The following is a 19,889-nucleotide window of genomic DNA, read 5'->3' as shown; positions in this document are numbered from 1 at the left end:
AATGGATTAGTGACAGTCTTTACAAAGCCCGTATAAATACAAACAATGATCAGTAAGTTGATAGCCATATTTGTTGGCGATATCATGCTGGTGCTGCTCAATGACCTCGTCAGCAAATTCATCAATTTTGCCACATTTGACACACACTAAATGATCATGATGATCCACATTTGATAACTCAAACACACTTTGACCATTGTCAAAATTAAGTTTATTAACCATACCTGCTTCTTCAAATTGAGTAAGCACTCGATAAATTGTCGCCACGCCCACTTCTTCACCTTGCATGATTAAAGTGCGATAGATATCTTCAGCACTCATATGATGATCTTCACTGGTTTCTAAAATTTCCAAAATCTTTAGCCTTGGTAGTGTGACTTTAAGCCCTGCACTTTTTAAATCTTGAGCGTCCATGTCTAATATCCTTAATGTAAAATTAGTTATTATTTTTTAAATCATTTTAAATCAAAAACTAGCAAATGAACAAATTAACTTTGATTGTATTCTTATTACCATTCCTATCTGCATGTTTACCTAAAATGCCAGACATGTCATTACTGACACCGTATAAAGATGATATCCACCAAGGCTCGGTGCTGGAAAGGTTTAAAATTAATCAATTGAAGTTAGACATGTCTAAAATACAGGTACAAGATTTAATTGGATCACCAAGCATTATTGACTCCTTTCACAATAACCAATGGGACTACATTAACCACTCTACTTTGCATAAAAAGGATGACATTCACTATCGCTTAGTACTAACATTTGATGATGACGCACTGATACATATTAACACAACTGGTATCAGCTCATTATTACAACTCACTGATAAAGAAAAAGAGGCAGAAAACAAACGTATTAGCGATGAAAAAGAGGAGAAATTGCTAAAGCAAAAGCATTAGCTGAAGTTAAAGTATTAGAGGGTTACGCTAAACAGCCAAAAAACCCATTCGTAAATTTGCAAATCATTTAGAAAATAGTACTAGCAATGAAAAAGTGGTCAATACAAAAACACCTTAGTATAAGTTCTAATAATTACTTACTGTAAAGAGCCAATGGGGCTTTGAGATATTAACCTATCGCTAATTGCCAATGCAATACCTTTAACACTTGCCTCGGTTAGTTGCTCCAACAGAGTCTTTTCTTTTTCAAATAAAATTCTTGAGTCAATACCAATAATATGTTTAGCAATATAGTTCGCGTCTGCAATGCCATCTATTAATCCTAGTTTATTAGCGTCTTGTCCAAGCCAAATCAAACCTGTGAATAAATCTTTATGTTTTGACAATCTTTTACCCCTGCCTGCTTTAACGGCATTAATAAAATTTTGATGCGATTTATCTAAAATGTTGGTCTGAATGTGCATTAATGTTTTTTCATCTTCTGGAGAAAAAGGGTCTAACAAACCCTTATATTTTCCTGCGGTATAGAGTCGTCTTTTAATGCCTAATTTCTGAATAGCATCAACTGCGCCAAAACTGGACATAACCACGCCAATACTACCAATAATTGAAGACTCATCAGCATATATTTCATCAGCAGCTGAAACAATATAATAACAACCTGAAGCGCAAACATCTTCAATAACCACATAGATTTTTTTATCAAACTGCTTTTTAAAACGCACAATGGCCTTGTAAATTCTACTGGATTGTACAGGTGAGCCACCTGGTGAATTAATTCTTAAAATAACGGCTTTTGCATTTTCTGACTCAAATGCACTGTGCAACAATTCAATAGCTTCATCAGCATCAATTGAACCTGAACTTTGAATGGTGCCACTTAACACCACTTCAGCAACAAAAAGGGATTCTTTTTTAAGTACGGTGTCTAATAGTCCACTTTCACTCACGCCAATATAAGACACAAAAGCAAAATAACCAACAAATAATAGGCTAAATATAATACGCCAACGACGTTTAGACTTATTTTGGCGTACAAATTCTTGTGCAATATCGGCTAGTTGTTCATCAGCGGTGCGTTTCATATATAATCTTTGGTTATGTTAAAAATAGATAATCTTAGTTGTCAAAAAGGCTACAACCTTTTATTCAACCATCTTTCTTTCGAGGTCAACTCAGGTGACATTTTACGCATTACTGGCACCAATGGTAGCGGTAAAACTTCACTACTCAAAATTTTAGCAGGCCTTGACGCACAAGAACAGGGTGACGTTTTTTTAGACAATCATGCAGTCAAATCAGAAGCCTACCAAGAGGAAATTTTTTATTTAGGTCACTTATCAGCACTTAGTGGAGAATTAAGTGCGCTTGAAAATCTTGAATTTTTGACTGGACTCAATAAATCCACCAACCAAGCGCACTTAATTAAAGCATTAAGAAGCATCGGTCTAAAAGGTTATGAAGATGAATACTGTGCCAAACTATCAGCAGGACAAAAGCGTCGTGTTATCTTAGCAGGATTATTTATCTCCAACGCTAAAGTTTGGCTACTAGATGAGCCTTTTACTGCACTTGACCCTGATGGTGTAGCCATCATTGAAAGTAGCATTAACAAACACTGTGCACAAGGTGGTTTGTGCCTATTTACTACACATCAAAGTTCAGCCCTGCTTAATCAAAAGATGTTAGCACTGTGAATATTTACCTTAAAGCCTTAAAGCGTGACTTGCGTATTGCTATTCGTAACCCTTCTAGCATACTAAATCCGCTGTTATTTTTTATAATATCAGTATCACTATTTCCCTTAGCCATCAGTCCTGAAGCCACCACGATCGCTCAAATTGCAGCGGGTATTATTTGGGTTGCTTCAATGCTCTCAGTGCTACTCTCACTGAATGCTTTATTCCATCACGATTTTGAAAATGGCGTTTTAGAACAAATGGTGATTTCTCACCATTCATTACCTTTGCTTATTTTGTCAAAAATTACCGCTCATTGGATTTTAACCGGCATTCCTATTATTTTACTATCGCCTTTATTGGGGTTGTTTTTATTTCTTGATGACGATGGTATTTGGGTGTTAATGATAACGTTATTACTAGCCACGCCAAGCCTAAGTCTTATTGGTGCTATAGGCGCCTCACTGATTGTTGGTATTAAAAATTCTGGCATGTTATTATCTTTGCTGATACTACCTTTATATATTCCTATTCTTATTTTTGCTTCAAGTGCGGTATCTCAAGCACAATTTGGCTTAGAGATTACCGGTCAATTGTATTTTTTAGCCACAATTCTCATGATAAGTTTAATGAGTGCACCTTTTATCAGTAGTATTGCCTTAGAGATAAGTTTAGAATAATCCGTCACTTGTGCTATAATTCCAATCACACGCTGATTTGCCCCGATTGCTAGCGTTGTTACCCAAAAGGTAGCTAAAACAAGCTAAAGTAGGTGTTCTTCTTTATTGAAAACCCACTTTAAGGGTTTTTTGTTTTACAAGGAGAATAAAAAATGATATTCACTTCTGAATCTGTCTCTGCTGGCCACCCTGATAAGGTTTGTGATCAAATTTCTGATGCCATCTTAGATGCAGCATTGATACAAGATAAAAATTCACGTGTTGCTGTTGAAACTTTAGTTAAAGACAATCATGTTGTACTGGCAGGTGAAATTACCACAGGCGCTAATATTGATTATGAAAAAATCGTGCGTAACACCATTATTGATATTGGTTACAATTGCGAAGAATACGGCTTTAATGGTCACACTTGCGACATTACTAATTTACTCGGTGAACAATCTCAAGATATTGCCTTGGGCGTTGATGAATTATCTAATCATGAGCAAGGTGCAGGCGACCAAGGTTTAATGTTTGGTTATGCTTGCAATGCCACTGATGTATTGATGCCGGCACCTATTTTATATGCACACCTTTTGGTTGCACGTCAAGCAAAGCTAATGAAAGATGGCACATTGTCTTGGTTGCGCCCTGATGCAAAATCCCAAGTGTCCATGGTTTATGATGGTCATACAATTAAAGGTATTGATGCTGTTGTTTTATCAACCCAACATGATAGTGATATTGCGCTTACAGATTTGCGAGAAGCCGTCTTAGAAAAGGTCATAAAGCCCGTATTACCTAGTGAATGGCTAAGTGATAAAACCCAATACCACATCAATCCAACAGGCCATTTTGTCATTGGTGGTCCAGTAGGTGATACAGGACTTACAGGTCGTAAAATTATTGTTGACACTTATGGCGGTATGGCTCGCCATGGTGGCGGTGCATTTTCTGGCAAAGACCCATCAAAGGTTGACCGTTCTGCAGCATATGCAACGCGTTATGTAGCTAAAAACATTGTTGCTGCTGGCTTAGCCGATAGGTGTGAGATTCAAGTTTCCTATGCCATTGGTGTAGCAGAACCTACCTCAATTAATGTGGAAACCTTTGGTACAGGCAAAATCAGCAACCAAGCAATTGAGAGTTTAATACACGAACACTTTGACTTACGTCCTAAAGGCTTAATTGCAATGCTTGACCTTAAACGCCCTATTTATCAAAAAACTGCCAGTTATGGTCACTTTGGACGTACAGAAGATGACATTAGTTGGGAAAAAACCGACCGCACCCATTTACTAAAATAAATCATTAGTTGGTATAATAACCAACATGCCAAGGAGCGTTGCATTGAAAAATCCCTTTCAATCAGGCTTGGTAAATCAAAACGACGCTCATTTTTTAAACTCTTTCAGGAGAACAAAAAATGAGTAAGCAACACATAACAATCCAGACGGACAACCCAACCTTAAATAATCAAGATTACAAAGTCGCTGATATGGCACTGGCCGATTATGGCCGTAAAGAAATAGAACTTGCAGAAGCGGAAATGCCAGCACTAATGGCACTTAGGGAAAAATATCAAGGCACACAGCCTTTAAAAGATGCCAAAATTCTTGGCTGTATTCACATGACCATTCAAACTGCTGTTTTAATGGAAACATTGATTGATTTAGGTGCACAAGTACGTTGGTCAAGTTGCAATATCTTTTCTACCCAAAACCACGCCGCTAGTGCTATGGTAGCAGCCAATATTCCAACTTTTGCTTGGAAAGGTGAAACTGAAGAGGAATTTCTATGGTGCATTGAACAAACTATTTTAGAAAATGGTAAACCTTGGGCAGCCAACATGGTGCTTGATGATGGTGGTGATTTAACCCAAATGCTACACGAGAAATATTCAGACATGTTGACCAACATTCACGGCATCTCTGAGGAAACCACAACAGGCGTTCATCGCTTATTAGAAATGATGGAAGAAGGCTCACTTAAAGTGCCTGCTATCAATGTAAATGACTCCGTTACCAAATCAAAAAATGACAATAAATACGGCTGTCGCCACTCGCTAAATGACGCCATTAAGCGTGGTACTGACATGCTCATGTCGGGTAAAAAAGCATTGGTGATTGGCTATGGTGATGTTGGCAAAGGCTCTGCGCAATCATTACGCCAAGAAGGCATGATTGTTAAAATCAGTGAAATTGACCCAATTTGTGCAATGCAAGCTTGTATGGATGGTTTTGAAATTGTTTCTCCTTATATCAACGGCATCAATACAAGTTCAATTAATTGTATTAATTCAGACTTGCTAAGTACAACTGATTTAATCGTCACTACCACAGGCAATATTAATGTTTGTGATAATGCCATGCTACAAACTCTTAAATCAGGCTCAGTAGTTTGCAATATTGGGCATTTTGACAATGAAATTGACACGCAATATATGCGTGATAATTGGCGCTGGGACGAAGTAAAGCCTCAAGTTCATCGCATCTTTAGAACAGATAATAAAAATGACTATTTAATTTTATTATCCGAAGGTCGCCTAGTTAACTTAGGCAATGCAACAGGACACCCAAGCCGTATTATGGATGGCTCATTTGCCAATCAAGTCTTGGCACAAATGCACTTATTTGATGCAAAATTTGCCGACAAAGGTGGTAATATTTATGTTGAAGTGCTGCCTAAAAAGTTAGACGAGGAAGTGGCCTCAGGCATGGTGAGTGGTTTTGGTGGTGTACTTACAGTTATGACAACTACTCAAGCTAACTACATTAACGTCCCTAAAAATGGCCCATTCAAGCCTGAAAGCTATAGGTATTAAGTATTAATGTCAAAAAAACACTCAAAAAAACACTTTGATACAAGACTTTTTTATGGCAATTTGCGGTAAAATTTTTGTTATTTTTCTGTTGAATTAGTATGTCAATTTCAGACTTAGATGCCTGCGCCTCATTCCAAAATTTAATCTTAAAATTACAAACTTTTTGGGCTTCAAAGGGATGTGCTTTATTACAGCCCTTTGATATGGAAATAGGTGCCGGCACCTTTCACCCTGCTACGTTTCTAAGGGCTATCGGTCCTGAGCCTTGGAAAGTAGCTTATGTACAACCTTCTCGTCGTCCCACTGATGGTCGCTATGGTGAAAATCCAAACCGTTTACAACACTATTATCAGTTCCAGGTATTGCTAAAGCCTTCACCCATTGACATTCAAGATTTGTATTTAGAATCTTTAACTGAGATTGGTATTGATTTAACCAAACATGATGTACGCTTTGTGGAAGACAACTGGGAATCGCCAACTTTAGGGGCTTGGGGCTTGGGCTGGGAAGTTTGGTTAAATGGCATGGAAGTTTCTCAATTTACCTATTTTCAACAAATGGGTGGTTTGGCTTGCAAACCTGTATCGGGCGAGCTTACTTACGGCTTAGAACGTTTAGCCATGTACTTACAAGGTGTTGATAGTGTGTTTGACTTGGTTTGGGTTGAGGGCGTTAGTTATTTTGATGTGTTCCATCAAAATGAAGTTGAACAATCAAAATATAACTTTGAAATTGCCAATACTAAGGTACTATCCAGACAATTTGATGAGGCAGAAGCCATGCATGAAAAATTAATTAAAGCATCGTTGCCTTACCCTGCTTATGAACAAGTAATAAAAGCGTCACACTTATTTAATTTACTTGATGCGCGCCATGCTATTAGTGTGACAGGTCGTGCACGGTTTATTCGCAAAGTACGTGCCATGAGTCAAAAAGTGGCACAAACTTACCATGATTCACGTCAAGCTTTAGGTTTTCCAATGCTCAGGCAAGACGCAGAAACTAAGTCAAGTAAAAAATAACATGGATATATTTTCTCAAATTTATTTAAGAATTCTTAACTGGACTGAAAGCAGATATGCTATTTATTATTTATCAGTGATTAGTTTTTTGGAATCCAGTATTTTACCTTACCCACCGCCTGATGTAATATTAGCACCCATGGTGCTCAAACACCCTGACAAAGCCTACTATTTTGCTTTTATTTGTACTATTTTTTCAGTGCTTGGTGGCTTGGCTGGTTATTTTCTAGGCGAAGTGTTGTTGCAATTTTTATTGGGCTTTGAACTCATTAAGCCAGAATCAGTCGCACACATTAAAACATTTTTTGATACTTATGGCATCTGGGTAGTTGGTATTGCAGCATTTAGTCCTATTCCATACAAACTGACCACCATTACTGCTGGCACTATGTCCATGGCATTATTGCCATTTATTATTATGTCACTCATTGCACGCGCAGCTAGGTATTATTTAGTCGCCTTATTAGTCAAGGCTTATGGTCAACAATGTGATCAGTGGCTACAAAAATATATTGACCGTTTGGGCTATGTTCTAATTTTGATTATTGCACTAGGTATTTGGTATGCCAGTTAAATTTTTAGCCCTTGAGTTTATTTTGCTATTAATGACAGGTTGCTTTTCTTCTCAACAAGAAGTTATTATTGTCGAAAAATCCATCAACTTGCAAAATATTAGTCAACAAAAATTGACCAACAATTCGTCCAACACCAAGAAAAGAAAAGAAAAAACTACTAAAAAGATAAACAAAAAAACCAACAGATGGTCTATTCCAGTTAAAGGCAACATCAGTAAAACCTTCTCAACAAAAAACAAACATTTGGGCTTAACTTTTGACACTAAAATCGGGCAGAATGTACGTGCTATTCGTGATGGTGAAGTGGTATATGTTGGTAATAAAATGAAAAGCCATGGCAAAATGATTATCATTCGCCACCCATTTGGTTTTTACAGCTCATATACACAAAATAAAGACTTAATAGTGGAAAATGGTGATACTGTTACCAAAGGACAAATAATTGCCATCACCAACAAAATACCGTTTTACTTTGAAATGAAAAAGTTTAAACAACCGATTAACCCGATTAAGTATCTGAAATAACAAGCCAAAAGTTAGTTAAAATAAAACTCATGAATGACTTTTTACAAAACATAACACCCTATCAGTCCATTGGTGCTTTATTCGTTGTTGCGTTCACTGCGCACCTAACACTTGGCTTTATTTTAAACAGCATTGCTAAACATACCAGCAAAACGAAAAACCAACTAGACGAACATTTAATCAAAGCAGTATCATCACCACTTAAAGTGTTAATTTGGTTTGGTTTAATATTTTTATCAATTAGCATGTTTAAAGAGCAAGTCAAAATCTTAGCTAGTGTTATTACTTATATTGATATCATGCCCATCATTATCATTACTTGGGGTGTTGTTCGAATGGTATCAGGCATTGAGGCTTACTTAATTGAAAAAGACACTCAAATTGATAACGATTCAGTCAGGTTATTTTCAAGGTTGACTAGAATTTTAATTATCATTGCCTTTGCCATAGGTGTGGCACAGTACTTGGGTTTTTCAGTCTCTGGCTTGCTTACGTTTGGTGGTGTTGGCGGCATTGTGATGGGTTTTGCTGCTAAAGACATGTTGTCAAATATTTTTGGTGGATTAATGATTCAAATGGACAAGCCTTTTTCAACAGGCGATTGGATTCGCTCTGATAAATTTGAAGGCACGGTTGAAAAAATTGGCTGGCGTATGACACGCATCCGCACTTTTAGCAAAAATCCTGTTTATATTCCCAATTCAATTTTTGCCACCATTCCCATTGAAACACCATCACGTATGACTAATCGTCGTATTAAAGAAGTGATTGGCATTCGCTATGATGACATTGAACAACTTCCTATCATTATGAGCGAAATAGAACAGATGCTCAAAAACCATACAGATATTGACCATTCTCAATCACTAAGGGTTTATTTTAATCATTTTAATGCCTCCTCACTTGATTTCAATGTGTATGCCTTTACCAATACCGTTAATAAAACCATCTATCAGAAAGTAAAAGAGAACATCCTGTTAAGCATTGCACAAATTATTACCAAACACAACGCTGAGATTGCCTACCCTACTCAAACCTTGTACATTCAGAAATAAAAATTTATGCAAAAATTATACATTCGTACTTTTGGATGTCAGATGAATGAATACGATTCTAATAAAATAGCTGATGTGCTTAAACATTCCCATGGTTTGGCGCTAACTGATGATGTAACTAGTGCTGACGTACTACTGCTTAATACTTGCTCAATTCGTGAAAAAGCCCAAGAAAAACTATTCCATCAACTTGGTCGTTGGCGCAAATTAAAAGATAAAAATCCTAATTTAATCATTGGTGTGGGTGGCTGTGTTGCCTCACAAGAAGGTGGGTTAATTCTCAAACGTGCCCCTTATGTGGATATTATTTTTGGTCCACAAACCTTGCATAGATTACCAAGTATGCTCAACGAGGTTTTAACACCCTCACCCGGCATGGGCGTTAAAACATCAATTGACATCTCTTTTCCAGAAATTGAAAAGTTTGACCATCTGCCAAAGCCAGAAACCAACGCCGTTACCGCTTTTGTCTCAATTATGGAAGGCTGTAGCAAATATTGTACATTTTGTGTTGTGCCTTATACACGTGGTGAAGAAGTATCACGCCCGTTTGATGATGTCATTAATGAAGTTAAAATTTTAGCCAGCCAAGGTGTTAGGGAAGTTAACCTGCTTGGGCAAAATGTCAACGCTTATCAAGGTTTGATGGACGATGGAGAGACGGCTGATTTGGCACTATTAATTAACATCGTAGCTCAAATTGATGGCATTAAACGCATTCGCTATACCACCTCACACCCAACTCAATTTAACGACAGTTTAATTGAGGCTTACATGGAAGTACCAGAATTGGTTTCACATTTACACTTACCCATTCAAAGCGGTTCTGACAAAATTCTCAGATTAATGAAGCGCGGACACATGGCCATTGAATATAAATCAAAAATTAGGAAATTACGTAAAATTCGCCCAAATATCTCTATATCAAGTGACTTTATTATCGGTTTTCCAGGTGAAAATGAGCAAGATTTTCTTGACACCATGGCACTGATTGATGAAATTGGCTTTGATAAATCATTTAGCTTTATCTATTCTACTCGCCCTGGAACACCTGCTGCAAGTTATCCTGATGATGTCGATATGAGTGTTAAAAAACAGCGCCTAGCATTAGTACAAAGAGCAATAGACAAAAACACTGAACACATTTCTAAATCAATGGTCGGCAGTGTGCAAAAAGTATTGGTAGAGAATGTAGCCAAAAAAGGAAATCACTTATTTGGACGTACAGAAAATATGCGTAATACACACTTCAAAGGTGACAAATCCCTGATTGGTCAAATTGTCAATATAAAAATTACCCAAGGTCGTGGCAATTCTTTAGTGGGTGATTTGGTTGCCTAAATATATTGAGACCACTGCATTAACCCAGCACAACTTATGAAAAGCATAAAACAGCACCTTTCCACATCCAAAAACTCGTCAAATTTTTGGATGTGGAAAATCCACTATTTTCTGTACCCCTATAAGTCACACTAGGTGAATGCAATGCTCTCATTGTGATTTGATAAAGAGGTAATTTAAGATAAACCCTAACAAAAGATTTTCTTTAATAGTTTTTAGTTAGTAGTTCAATATCATCTGCCATTTCAAGTGGATTGTGTGGCGATGGAAAGCCAGCAAAAATTTGTCCATCCGGACTGAGTAAATAAATCCAAGCAGTATGATTAATCAAATAACCAGACTCCAACACCCCTTCTGGCAATGGCTCGTCATTTTTAAGAATGGTTGGCTTGCCATTTTTTGCATAAACCACCCGTTCATAATAAGCACCAAAATCTTGCACCAATTGGTTAATCTGACTTTGATTTCCAGACACGCCTAAAAAACTTTTATCAAAATGAGTGACATAAGTTTTTAACACTTTAGGCGTATCTCTAATCGGATCAAAAGTAATGGTGACAAGATTGGGCACAATGCTGGCACTTCTTTTAATAAGCGTGGATTTGAGTATTGACATATCCACCAATCCAGTGGGACATACGTCTGGACAATGCGTATAAATAAAAGACAACAACGTCCACTTACCCTTAAAGTTTTTGTTATCAAATTTATTATTATTATGATCAATTAACGAAAAAGATGATAATTCTTTATCAGGGTTGTAGAGCATAAAAGAAACTTTAAGTTGCTTTGCCAGTTCTTTGTAATGGTTGCCAAAATTGACATACAAAGACAAGGCGACTGCTGTCGCCACAACAGTAATAATTAATATTTTTTTAAACATTTAAAGTTGTTGATGTTTCATTGTCATATTTCCTTTTCTTACTTTAGCACGTAATGTTGTTGATAAGCCATTGTCAAATGCCAACTTTATCATAACAAAGTCGCCTTCACTTGGTACCAACTCAGGGCTAACCATCATAATATGCCAACTACCCGGCTTTAAGGTCAATTTACTGTGGGCGAGAATAGGCATAAAATCTTGCTTAATCATTTTCATCATGCCATTTTTGTGCTCAGTTTTATGCAACTCAAGTCGTTTGTAGCCGCTGGTATTTGCAGATAACAGTTTAATATTATGATTAGAATTATTATGAATTTCCATAAATGCACCTAACGTAGGGGCATTTGGTGGCGCTGAACGTATCCATGGGTTATGAATAGTAATATCAGCCGCGTCATGACTCGTTGCACCCGCTTGGGTAATAACCAATAAGGATAAAACCAGCGTCAAACTTGATATCATTTTATTCATTGTTTTTCTCTTAGGTTATATTGGTAAAATTTAAAAACATCATTGTATCATAATGAGGAATTATGACATTCATCAAACATGATTTAATTGATTATTATTACTTTTTTTGATAAAACAACTTAATGAAATTCACACTTGATATTGATAATGCAGAACAACTGGCTAATATTTGCGGCTCATTGGACAAAAACTTAGAAACCATTGCTAAAAGTTTTGATGTCGAAATTAGCAATAAAGGCGTTGATTTTAACATCACTGGAGACCACAAGACCTTAGCCGTAAAACTACTTCAAGACCTGACTATACTAGCAAAAACTCAAACAATAAATCTTCATGATATTGAGATGGGCATTAAAACACAAGCCAATTCTGACTCATCAAGCAAGATTATTAGTATTAAAACTAAGCGCAAATTTATCCATGTGCGAAACGTCAACCAACAGCATTACGTTAACGCTATTAGAAATCAAGATTGTACTTTTGGCATTGGTCCTGCAGGCACTGGCAAAGACCTACCTTGCAGTAGCGCGCGCTGTTGAAGCGCTAGAAAGATCTGATGTACGTCGACTGGTTTTAGTGCGTCCTGTGGTTGAAGCAGGGGAAAAATTAGGGTTTTTACCTGGTGATATGAATGAAAAAGCTGATCCTTATCTATGCCCTATTTATGATGCACTAGTATGAAATGATGGGCTTTGAAAAAGTTACCAAATTACTAGATAAAAACGTAATTGAAGTTGCGCCACTGGCATTTATGCGTGGCAGGACTTTAAATGAAGCATTTATTATTTTAGATGAGGCACAAAACACTACCATAGAGCAAATGAAAATGTTTTTAACTCGATTGGGGTTTGGCTCGAAAATGGTCATTACGGGTGATGTAACTCAAATTGATTTACACAAGCCTAATCAATCAGGTTTGTTACATGCAATAAAAGTGCTAAAAAATGAACATAAAATTTCATTTTGTCATTTCGAATCAAAAGATATTGTCAGGCACAAGTTAGTACAACGTATTGTTTTAGCGTATGAAAAATTTGAATAAAAATACTAAAATTATAGTTGGTCTATCAGGTGGAGTTGATTCCTCAGTGGCTACACTATTATTGCTTAAACAAAGTTATCAGGTTGAAGCATTGTTTATGAAAAATTGGGAAGAAGATGACAAAGGTGGACATTGTAGTGCCGAGCAAGACTTATCTGATGCACAAAAAGTAGCTGACAAACTTGACGTAAAATTGCATACTGTTAACTTTTCAGTAGACTATTGGGATGATGTGTTTGCCCATTTTCTCAAAGAGCATAAAAAGGGTCGTACGCCCAATCCTGATGTTTTATGCAATCAAAAAATAAAATTTAGAGCGTTTTTAGAACATGCGCTATCATTAGGTGCAGATAAAATTGCTACGGGGCATTATGCTCGTATTGCTGAAAAAAATAGCACTTATCGACTCAAAACAGGTTTAGATGATAGCAAAGACCAAAGTTATTTTTTGCATCTTTTAAACCAGTATCAACTCTCAAAAAGCTTATTTCCCTTGGGTGGGATTAATAAAATTGACGTGCGTAATATTGCCAAAAAAAATGGTTTTATCACTGCTGATAAAAAAGACTCAACGGGCATTTGTTTTATTGGTGAGCGCAGTTTTTCTGAATTCTTAGCAGCCTACCTACCAAAACAACAAGGTGATATTGTAGATGAACAAGGACAATTTATTAAACATCATCAAGGCTTGGCTTTTTACACCATAGGTCAGCGCAAGGGTTTAGAGATTGGTGGCGGTTTTGGCAGCTCAGGTGAGCCTTGGTTTGTAGCAGGTAAGTGTATTGAGCGTAATGAACTGATGGTTGTGCAAGGTGACCATGCATTGCTATACCACCAAACCTTAAATACCGCCAAGCCTCATTGGATTAACACACCGCCAGCATTACCACTGACATGTAGCGCCAAAATACGCTACCGCCAGCAATCACAATCTTGTGTGATTAGCCAACATGATAACAAGCAATTAAAGGTTGTTTTTAAGCAACCTCAACGTGCGATTACCCCAGGACAATCTATTGTTTTTTATGATCATGAAATTTGTCTTGGTGGTGCAATTATTGAGTACAGGCTATAATGAATAAATTACGTAACCAAACCTTGGCATTGGCCAGTATATTACAAACCACAACACTGGTTGACCAACTTGCTTCAACAGGCACTTGTGATGCAAATAGCAATCAAGCTAGCTTAAAGAGTATTATCACCAATAGCACCAAACTTGAAGAGGTGTTTAATCCTAGGCAAGATTTGTTGGTTGGTATCGCTGCATTAAAAGTTGTATTGGGTAATAAAACCAAACGCATACAACAAATCATCCTTTATGCATTGGCTTTAATCAACCTTGAAAAGAAATTGATGAAAAATCAGGCACTACTCGATCAAATCACTTTGGAAATTGACTTAATTAAAAATCAAGAATTCTTTGAGATTTCTCATGCAAATTCAGTAGCACGTTTGGCTCAACTTTATAAGTCAACCTTGGGTGGTTTAAGCCCTAGAATCATGGTCAATGGTGAACAAATCTACTTGTCTAATAAACATACTGCAAACCACATTAGAGCGTTACTACTAGCGGGTATTCGGGCAGTATCTTTGTGGAAATACCAAGGTGGTAAAACTTGGCATTTACTGTTTAATAAGAAAAAGATACTCAATTTGATTAGCTCGTTAGAAGGATTGAATAAATAATCCTAATACCCTATAGACTTTTAGCATTTAAGACTTTATAATTACGCCTTTAATTATTTTATACCTCTCTTAACTAATGGCCAATTCAGCAGGTTCTAGAAAACGCGCAAGACAAACAGTTAAACGCAACAAACACAACTCACAAATTCGCGCTAAAGTTCGCACTTTTATTAAAAAAGTTACTTATGCTTTAGCAGTAGGCAACAAAGAACAAGCGCAAGGTGGTTTTACCATCATGCAAAAAATGATTGACCAAGCAGTTAACAAAGGCTTAATACACAAAAGTCAGGCGGCTAGAAAAAAATCACGCTTAAATGCACAAATTAAAGCATTATAAAATTAGCACTTAAATTATTAAAAACCCTCTTTTGAGGGTTTTTTTGTATTCACATCTTTGTAATAATTCAAGGCTTTTTAAAAAGAGCGTGGTTTTTCACCAAATTAGTTATACTAACCTCTCATAATCATTTATTTTCTTAAATAGCGACATGATAAGCGAGTCTGACAGAGCATTATTTAGGAGTGTCGTTGAAAGCAGCGCCCCTGTTAATAAAGACAAAATCACGTCTCAAGAACCGACCAAGAAAAAAGCCTTTAAGGCTTATACCTACATCACTCACAGCAATTTATCTGGCTCAGATGTAATCAATTATGCTCGAAATGGCGTTTCACCAAAAATTATTAAAAAAATGAAACAAGGCAATATCAGCCACGCACCAGCCTTAGATTTACACGGTCAAACCACCATTGAAGCCTGTCAATCATTATCTGAGTTTATGCACTACCATCAGCATCAACAATTCATCCATATTATTCATGGCAAGGGTTACAATTCTGACCAAGATAATAGTATTTTAAAAAGTCAAGTGGCTAGTTTTTTGCGTCAACATCCTGACGTATTAGCCTTTAATTCTTGCCCACCCAAAGATGGTGGCACGGGTGCAGTATTTGCCCTCTTAAAGCAAAACTAGATCATGTTCAATATTGATGAAATTTACACAATCTCTAGTTTTTTGTCCTTGTGTAATAAAACCATTGAAAATAAAATCCCTACTTGTTGGCTACAAGGGGAAATATCCAATTTAGCACGTCCAGCATCAGGTCATTGGTATTTTTCCCTCAAAGACAGTAAAACCAAAGTGCGTTGCGCTTTATTTCGGCTTAATCAGCGCCATATTAAGTTTAACCCTGAAAATGGCATGGAAGTTTTAGTTCACGCCGCACCTACTTTGTACGAGGCACGAGGTGATTTTCAGCTCATCATCCAACATCTTGAACCTGTAGGTGTTGGTAATTTAAACCTTGCCTTTGAGCAACTAAAAAATAAGCTTACTGATGAAGGCTTGTTTGACAACATTCATAAAAAACCACTGCCTAATATTATTAACACCATTGGCGTTATTTCTTCATCAACAGGTGCGGTTATTCGAGATATTATTAAAGTATTGAACAAGCGCTATCCCTTTACTGATATTTTATTATTTGATTCAATGATTCAAGGTCAAGGTTCAGTGAAAAAACTCACAAATGCTTTAAATGCAGCTGACCAATCAGGCAAGTGTGACGTTATTATTATTGCCAGGGGTGGTGGCTCATTAGAAGACTTATGGGCGTTTAATGAAGAAGTACTAGCAAGAGCAATCTTTAAAGCAAGCACGCCAATTATTAGCGCAATTGGCCATGAAACGGATACCACAATTGCTGATTTTGTTGCTGATGTTCGCGCGCCCACACCAAGTGCTGCTGCCGTGTTAGTCGCACCTGATCGGCTAGAATTACTCGCCAATGCTGATAAGTTATATACGCAACTACATCAATCTTATCAGCAAACTTTGTATGATTATCAATCTGAGCTTAATCAACTTAAATTAAGAATACCAAGCCCAAATAGGCAACTTTCTTTTTTTAGTCAAAAACTTGACCATGCAAGTATCAATCTTAACATCCATGTAAAATCAGCACTCGCCTTAAATAATGCCAAACTTACCTCAATATTTGCCACCTTAAAACAGCATTCCCCTATTGAAACCATTAAACATGCCAAAGTTTTAAACCAAGTATCTTTTTCTCAGCTCAAACACCACATCAAGCAAATAATTAGCACTAATAATAGCACCCTACATTTAGCAAACGAAAAACTGCGAAAGGCAATGGCCACTTTGACTGGTAAGCACAAAACCACATTATCCATTCAAGCCAACTCGCTTCATCATTTATCACCACTTAATACACTTTCGCGAGGATTTAGCATTACCACTAATGCAAAAAATCAAGTGTTATCTTCAACAACTGATATTAAAATTAACCAAACCATTACCACTCAATTAGCTGATGGAAAACTATACTCTAATATTGAAAAAATTGAAAAAAATTAACGTCATTATTTTGTTATTGTTATCCAATATTGCATTGGCTAATATCAACATTGAAAACACGCCCATGCCTGGTGGCATTGCTGTGGTTGATTTTCAAAGTAACCATTCAAAACCAAAGGCTTTTTATAGTAATGTTCCTGTCTATACTCAGCATATTAAAGACCAACACTGGCAAGCATTGATAGGCATACCACTACTTGCAAAAGTGGGGGGGAGATATATCACTATTAAAGGTCTTTCCACTCAAAAAATCACATTTACAGTGTACGGGCATCACTATAAAGAACAGCACATCACCCTCACTGGAAAAAAGAAAAAATACGTCAATCCAAACCTTAAACACATGGAGCGAATTAAGCGTGAACGTCCTATTTTGTCAAAAACTAGAAAGTTATTTTCTGAAAAATCTTTATTTAATGGTCAATTTATTCGGCCTGTTAAAGGCGTTATTACCAGCCCTTTTGGGCTTAAACGCTTTTACAATGGGCAACCACGCCGAGCGCACACAGGGCTAGACTTTGCAGGCAATATAGGTACATCAATACACGCACCAGCAGATGGCAAAGTGATACTCACAGAGCATTTTTTCTTTAATGGTAATACCGTATTCATTGATCACGGACAAGGATTAATCAGTGTTTATATTCACATGAATAAACACTTGGTTAAACAAGGTCAGCTGGTTAAACAAGGAGATAAAATTGGCACCATCGGTCAAACTGGACGCGCCACAGGTTCTCACCTACACTGGGGTGTTTATCTTAACCAAACCACAGTTAATCCAAATTTATTACTCGGTGTGCCTGATGAAATCTGATGTGTCTTTATTGCGTAGACTCGGTGCTATATCGTATGATATTTTCTTAGCATTTTCTTTAGTGTTTTTTGTTACTGGCGTTGTTATTATTGTTTTTTTCAACGAAGAAGTACCAAATGGTGATGCTTTCTTTTATGTAATAACAATACCAATAACTTATCTATATTTTGCTTGGTCGTGGGTTAAAGGCAGGCAAACACTAGGCATGAAAGCTTGGAAGTTTCAAATTAAACAAATGAATGACAATAATATTACTCACAAACAAGCGTTTATTCGACTTATCAGTGCCATCCCTTCTTTTGCCATTTTTGGCCTAGGATTTTTATACCAACTATTTGACAAAGACAATAGAACAATACATGACAAAATTTCTAACACCATTTTAATCAAAAATTGATTTGTATCAATATTACCAACAAAAGACCTATGCTATAATATCGTTAATTTATTATTTAAAGTATTGGAGATAAAAAATGAGTTCAACAGTTGATAATAGTGGCGTAAGAGGCAATATTCTTATGTTAAGCACTTTGGTTGTAACCTTGGTATTGCCATTAGCATTAATCATTCTATCTTATATTGGTATCATCTCCGGCACGGTTGAATATGTTTCAGCATTTGCAGTCATTGCATCCATGATTTATATTGTTGGCGGTACTATTTGGATGTTCGCCCAAGATTCAAAAGATAGCGGAGAACTCTCTGATGGCTAATACCATCACTCATTAACTTAAGCATCAAAGCATTGGTACAGTCTGCTAAAGGGCAGAAAAAAAAGCCAAATAACTTATTTGGCTTTTTTTTTAATTATCAAATAACAATTATTCTTTTAGTGTTATTAATCACACTCGTTCGCCAAAGCTTTTTGACTAATAACTTTCCTTTCGTGCTGTATGATAAACAGCAAATTATTAACCAAAATATTTCAATCAATCAAACACTTGATGAAAAAAATAAGCAGTTATCAGTTGAACTTAAAGCTGAATCAGAGGCCAATCTGGAAATCTTAGAATCTATTGCTAGATATAAATTTGGACTTCTTAAAAAGGGTGAAAGGTATTATCAAATTAGTCAATCAAGATAAGCCTTAATTAAGGAATGTCTAGCTATTATTTAATCATTCCTGCTAGTGGCGTAGGTACGCGCATGCACTCCGAAAAAAATAATCTTGATGAACAAACCAAAACTCCCAAACAATATCTAAAATTAGATAATGGATTAACCATACTGGACCAAACATTAACAACCTTACTTAATATTGATAAGATCAAGGGTTGCATCATTGCTATTGCAAAAGAAGACCGTCTGTTTGCCAAATCAGCGTTTAATAGCCACCCAAAATTACTAACCACAGTTATTGGCGGCAAAGAGCGTATGCACTCTGTTTTCAATGCACTTAAAGCGCTCACAACTTTTGCTAAAGATGATGATTGGGTGTTGGTGCACGATAGCGCTCGCCCCTGTGTTAAGGTATTAGAAATAATCAATTTAATGGAGCAACTCAAACACCACGTAACTGGCGGACTACTTGCAACCAAGGTTGTTGACACCATTAAACAAGCTGACAATAATATTGTCAATACCACCATTGACAGATCCAATCTTTGGCAAGCCCAAACACCACAAATGTACCGTTTTGGCGTGTTATTAAAAGCCTTAAATACTACCATCAAGAATGGTACTAATATCACTGATGAGGCTAGTGCCATTGAGTACTTGGGGCTTGAGTCAATTTTGGTTAAGTCTAGCAAAAGCAATATTAAAATTACCAATCCAGAAGATTTGGCACTGGCAAATTTTTACTTAACTCAGTACCAAAAAAAATAACCTTTCAAAGGTAAAATCTTATAAACAAAAAGTAACTTTATTTTGACCCTGTAAACCAGATTGTGTAAACCCTCATATTTTATAATCCCCAAAAAGGAGAAAGAACATGAGTAGCACAATACTGCAATAGTCTAATTTTATTGGACACAAAGATAGCCTTATAATACAAACCATAAGGAGGTCAGTAATGACACAATATA

The 19,889-nt window shown here is 36.5% G+C and carries 24 protein-coding genes, 1 pseudogene and 1 riboswitch; of the genes and pseudogenes, 21 read left to right on the top strand and 4 right to left on the bottom strand.

Translation table 11 applies throughout. From position 1 onward, the window contains the following. Nucleotides 1-6: 6 nt before the first annotated feature. On the bottom strand, nucleotides 7-414 hold the full coding sequence (gene fur, locus CVFO_RS01260; protein ID WP_201339790.1) for a ferric iron uptake transcriptional regulator: 408 nt from the start codon (nucleotides 412-414) through the stop codon (nucleotides 7-9). A gap of 65 nt (nucleotides 415-479) precedes the next feature. On the opposite strand from fur, the gene CVFO_RS01255 reads away from it, so the two are divergent. After that, nucleotides 480-905 (top strand): outer membrane protein assembly factor BamE, encoded by a 426-nt coding sequence (locus CVFO_RS01255; protein ID WP_201339789.1) that lies wholly within the window; start codon nucleotides 480-482, stop codon nucleotides 903-905. Nucleotides 906-1,042: 137 nt separating this feature from the next. On the opposite strand, the gene sppA is transcribed toward CVFO_RS01255, so the two are convergent. Then, nucleotides 1,043-1,990, bottom strand: a complete 948-nt coding sequence (sppA, locus tag CVFO_RS01250) for a signal peptide peptidase SppA (RefSeq protein WP_201339788.1) — start codon at nucleotides 1,988-1,990, stop codon at nucleotides 1,043-1,045. A 15-nt stretch (nucleotides 1,991-2,005) separates the two neighbouring features. Here sppA and ccmA point away from each other — a divergent pair, with 15 nt between their 5' ends. The 9 genes from ccmA to miaB all read left to right on the top strand — a co-directional run bounded on the left by ccmA (nucleotide 2,006) and on the right by miaB (nucleotide 10,585). Beyond that, entirely contained in the window at nucleotides 2,006-2,602 is a 597-nt protein-coding gene (gene ccmA, locus CVFO_RS01245; protein ID WP_201339787.1) for a cytochrome c biogenesis heme-transporting ATPase CcmA, read from the top strand. Beyond that, nucleotides 2,599-3,264 carry a heme exporter protein CcmB gene (gene ccmB, locus CVFO_RS01240; RefSeq protein WP_201339786.1) on the top strand — a complete coding sequence of 222 codons (666 nt, stop codon included), beginning with the start codon at nucleotides 2,599-2,601 and terminating at the stop codon, nucleotides 3,262-3,264. The genes ccmA and ccmB overlap by 4 nt, the downstream gene beginning before the upstream one ends. Before the next feature lie 152 nt (nucleotides 3,265-3,416). Continuing rightward, entirely contained in the window at nucleotides 3,417-4,550 is a 1,134-nt protein-coding gene (gene metK, locus CVFO_RS01235; protein ID WP_201339785.1) for a methionine adenosyltransferase, read from the top strand. A 24-nt stretch (nucleotides 4,551-4,574) separates the two neighbouring features. Continuing rightward, nucleotides 4,575-4,646, top strand: a riboswitch (S-adenosyl-L-homocysteine riboswitch). Between the two features lie 23 nt (nucleotides 4,647-4,669). After that, nucleotides 4,670-6,067 (top strand): adenosylhomocysteinase, encoded by a 1,398-nt coding sequence (locus tag CVFO_RS01230; RefSeq protein ID WP_201339784.1) that lies wholly within the window; start codon nucleotides 4,670-4,672, stop codon nucleotides 6,065-6,067. A gap of 98 nt (nucleotides 6,068-6,165) precedes the next feature. Then, nucleotides 6,166-7,089, top strand: coding sequence for a glycine--tRNA ligase subunit alpha (glyQ, locus tag CVFO_RS01225; protein WP_201339783.1), 924 nt, complete (start codon nucleotides 6,166-6,168; stop codon nucleotides 7,087-7,089). Between the two features lies 1 nt (nucleotide 7,090). Beyond that, entirely contained in the window at nucleotides 7,091-7,663 is a 573-nt protein-coding gene (locus tag CVFO_RS01220) for a YqaA family protein (protein WP_201339782.1), read from the top strand. Continuing rightward, the gene (locus CVFO_RS01215; protein ID WP_201339781.1) at nucleotides 7,653-8,189 is read left to right on the top strand and encodes a murein hydrolase activator EnvC family protein; all 537 of its coding nucleotides are present in this window, start codon (nucleotides 7,653-7,655) and stop codon (nucleotides 8,187-8,189) included. The genes CVFO_RS01220 and CVFO_RS01215 overlap by 11 nt, the downstream gene beginning before the upstream one ends. Nucleotides 8,190-8,218: 29 nt before the next feature. Then, nucleotides 8,219-9,244, top strand: a complete 1,026-nt coding sequence (locus CVFO_RS01210) for a mechanosensitive ion channel family protein (protein WP_201339780.1) — start codon at nucleotides 8,219-8,221, stop codon at nucleotides 9,242-9,244. Nucleotides 9,245-9,250: 6 nt separating this feature from the next. Then, a complete protein-coding gene (gene miaB / locus CVFO_RS01205) occupies nucleotides 9,251-10,585 on the top strand; it encodes a tRNA (N6-isopentenyl adenosine(37)-C2)-methylthiotransferase MiaB (protein ID WP_201339779.1) in 1,335 nt (444 codons plus the stop codon). A gap of 205 nt (nucleotides 10,586-10,790) precedes the next feature. On the opposite strand, the gene CVFO_RS01200 is transcribed toward miaB, so the two are convergent. Both CVFO_RS01200 and CVFO_RS01195 read right to left on the bottom strand, forming a co-directional pair. Beyond that, on the bottom strand, nucleotides 10,791-11,468 hold the full coding sequence (locus tag CVFO_RS01200) for an SCO family protein (RefSeq protein ID WP_201339778.1): 678 nt from the start codon (nucleotides 11,466-11,468) through the stop codon (nucleotides 10,791-10,793). Further along, a complete protein-coding gene (locus tag CVFO_RS01195; protein WP_201339777.1) occupies nucleotides 11,469-11,939 on the bottom strand; it encodes a copper chaperone PCu(A)C in 471 nt (156 codons plus the stop codon). A gap of 122 nt (nucleotides 11,940-12,061) precedes the next feature. On the opposite strand from CVFO_RS01195, the pseudogene CVFO_RS01190 reads away from it, so the two are divergent. The 11 genes and pseudogenes from CVFO_RS01190 (at nucleotide 12,062) to ispD (ending at nucleotide 19,689) form a co-directional block, all read left to right on the top strand. Further along, nucleotides 12,062-12,981, top strand: a pseudogene (locus tag CVFO_RS01190) (PhoH family protein). Beyond that, entirely contained in the window at nucleotides 12,965-14,056 is a 1,092-nt protein-coding gene (mnmA, locus tag CVFO_RS01185) for a tRNA 2-thiouridine(34) synthase MnmA (RefSeq protein ID WP_201339776.1), read from the top strand. Before CVFO_RS01190 ends, mnmA begins: the two are co-directional and overlap by 17 nt. Further along, nucleotides 14,056-14,670, top strand: a complete 615-nt coding sequence (hflD, locus tag CVFO_RS01180; RefSeq protein ID WP_201339775.1) for a high frequency lysogenization protein HflD — start codon at nucleotides 14,056-14,058, stop codon at nucleotides 14,668-14,670. Before mnmA ends, hflD begins: the two co-directional genes overlap by 1 nt. Nucleotides 14,671-14,746: 76 nt before the next feature. Then, nucleotides 14,747-15,007 carry a 30S ribosomal protein S20 gene (rpsT, locus tag CVFO_RS01175; RefSeq protein WP_201339774.1) on the top strand — a complete coding sequence of 87 codons (261 nt, stop codon included), beginning with the start codon at nucleotides 14,747-14,749 and terminating at the stop codon, nucleotides 15,005-15,007. A gap of 151 nt (nucleotides 15,008-15,158) precedes the next feature. Next, the gene (locus tag CVFO_RS01170) at nucleotides 15,159-15,641 is read left to right on the top strand and encodes a Smr/MutS family protein (RefSeq protein ID WP_201339773.1); all 483 of its coding nucleotides are present in this window, start codon (nucleotides 15,159-15,161) and stop codon (nucleotides 15,639-15,641) included. A gap of 3 nt (nucleotides 15,642-15,644) precedes the next feature. Then, complete coding sequence (gene xseA / locus CVFO_RS01165) at nucleotides 15,645-17,045, top strand: exodeoxyribonuclease VII large subunit (RefSeq protein WP_201339772.1); 1,401 nt, start codon at nucleotides 15,645-15,647, stop codon at nucleotides 17,043-17,045. Continuing rightward, on the top strand, nucleotides 17,023-17,862 hold the full coding sequence (locus tag CVFO_RS01160; protein WP_225879292.1) for a M23 family metallopeptidase: 840 nt from the start codon (nucleotides 17,023-17,025) through the stop codon (nucleotides 17,860-17,862). Before xseA ends, CVFO_RS01160 begins: the two co-directional genes overlap by 23 nt. Beyond that, the gene (locus CVFO_RS01155; RefSeq protein ID WP_201339770.1) at nucleotides 17,852-18,259 is read left to right on the top strand and encodes an RDD family protein; all 408 of its coding nucleotides are present in this window, start codon (nucleotides 17,852-17,854) and stop codon (nucleotides 18,257-18,259) included. Before CVFO_RS01160 ends, CVFO_RS01155 begins: the two co-directional genes overlap by 11 nt. 76 nt (nucleotides 18,260-18,335) lie before the next feature. Further along, the gene (locus CVFO_RS01150; protein ID WP_201339769.1) at nucleotides 18,336-18,575 is read left to right on the top strand and encodes a hypothetical protein; all 240 of its coding nucleotides are present in this window, start codon (nucleotides 18,336-18,338) and stop codon (nucleotides 18,573-18,575) included. A gap of 32 nt (nucleotides 18,576-18,607) precedes the next feature. Next, on the top strand, nucleotides 18,608-18,946 hold the full coding sequence (locus tag CVFO_RS01145; RefSeq protein WP_225879291.1) for a cell division protein FtsB: 339 nt from the start codon (nucleotides 18,608-18,610) through the stop codon (nucleotides 18,944-18,946). 14 nt (nucleotides 18,947-18,960) lie between these two features. Beyond that, a complete protein-coding gene (gene ispD, locus CVFO_RS01140; RefSeq protein ID WP_201339768.1) occupies nucleotides 18,961-19,689 on the top strand; it encodes a 2-C-methyl-D-erythritol 4-phosphate cytidylyltransferase in 729 nt (242 codons plus the stop codon). Nucleotides 19,690-19,889: the final 200 nt, after the last annotated feature.

This window comes from Isorropodon fossajaponicum endosymbiont JTNG4 (assembly GCF_016592615.1).
Taxonomy (GTDB): domain Bacteria; phylum Pseudomonadota; class Gammaproteobacteria; order PS1; family Pseudothioglobaceae; genus Ruthia.
This window is presented reverse-complemented; position numbering and strand designations above follow the sequence as displayed.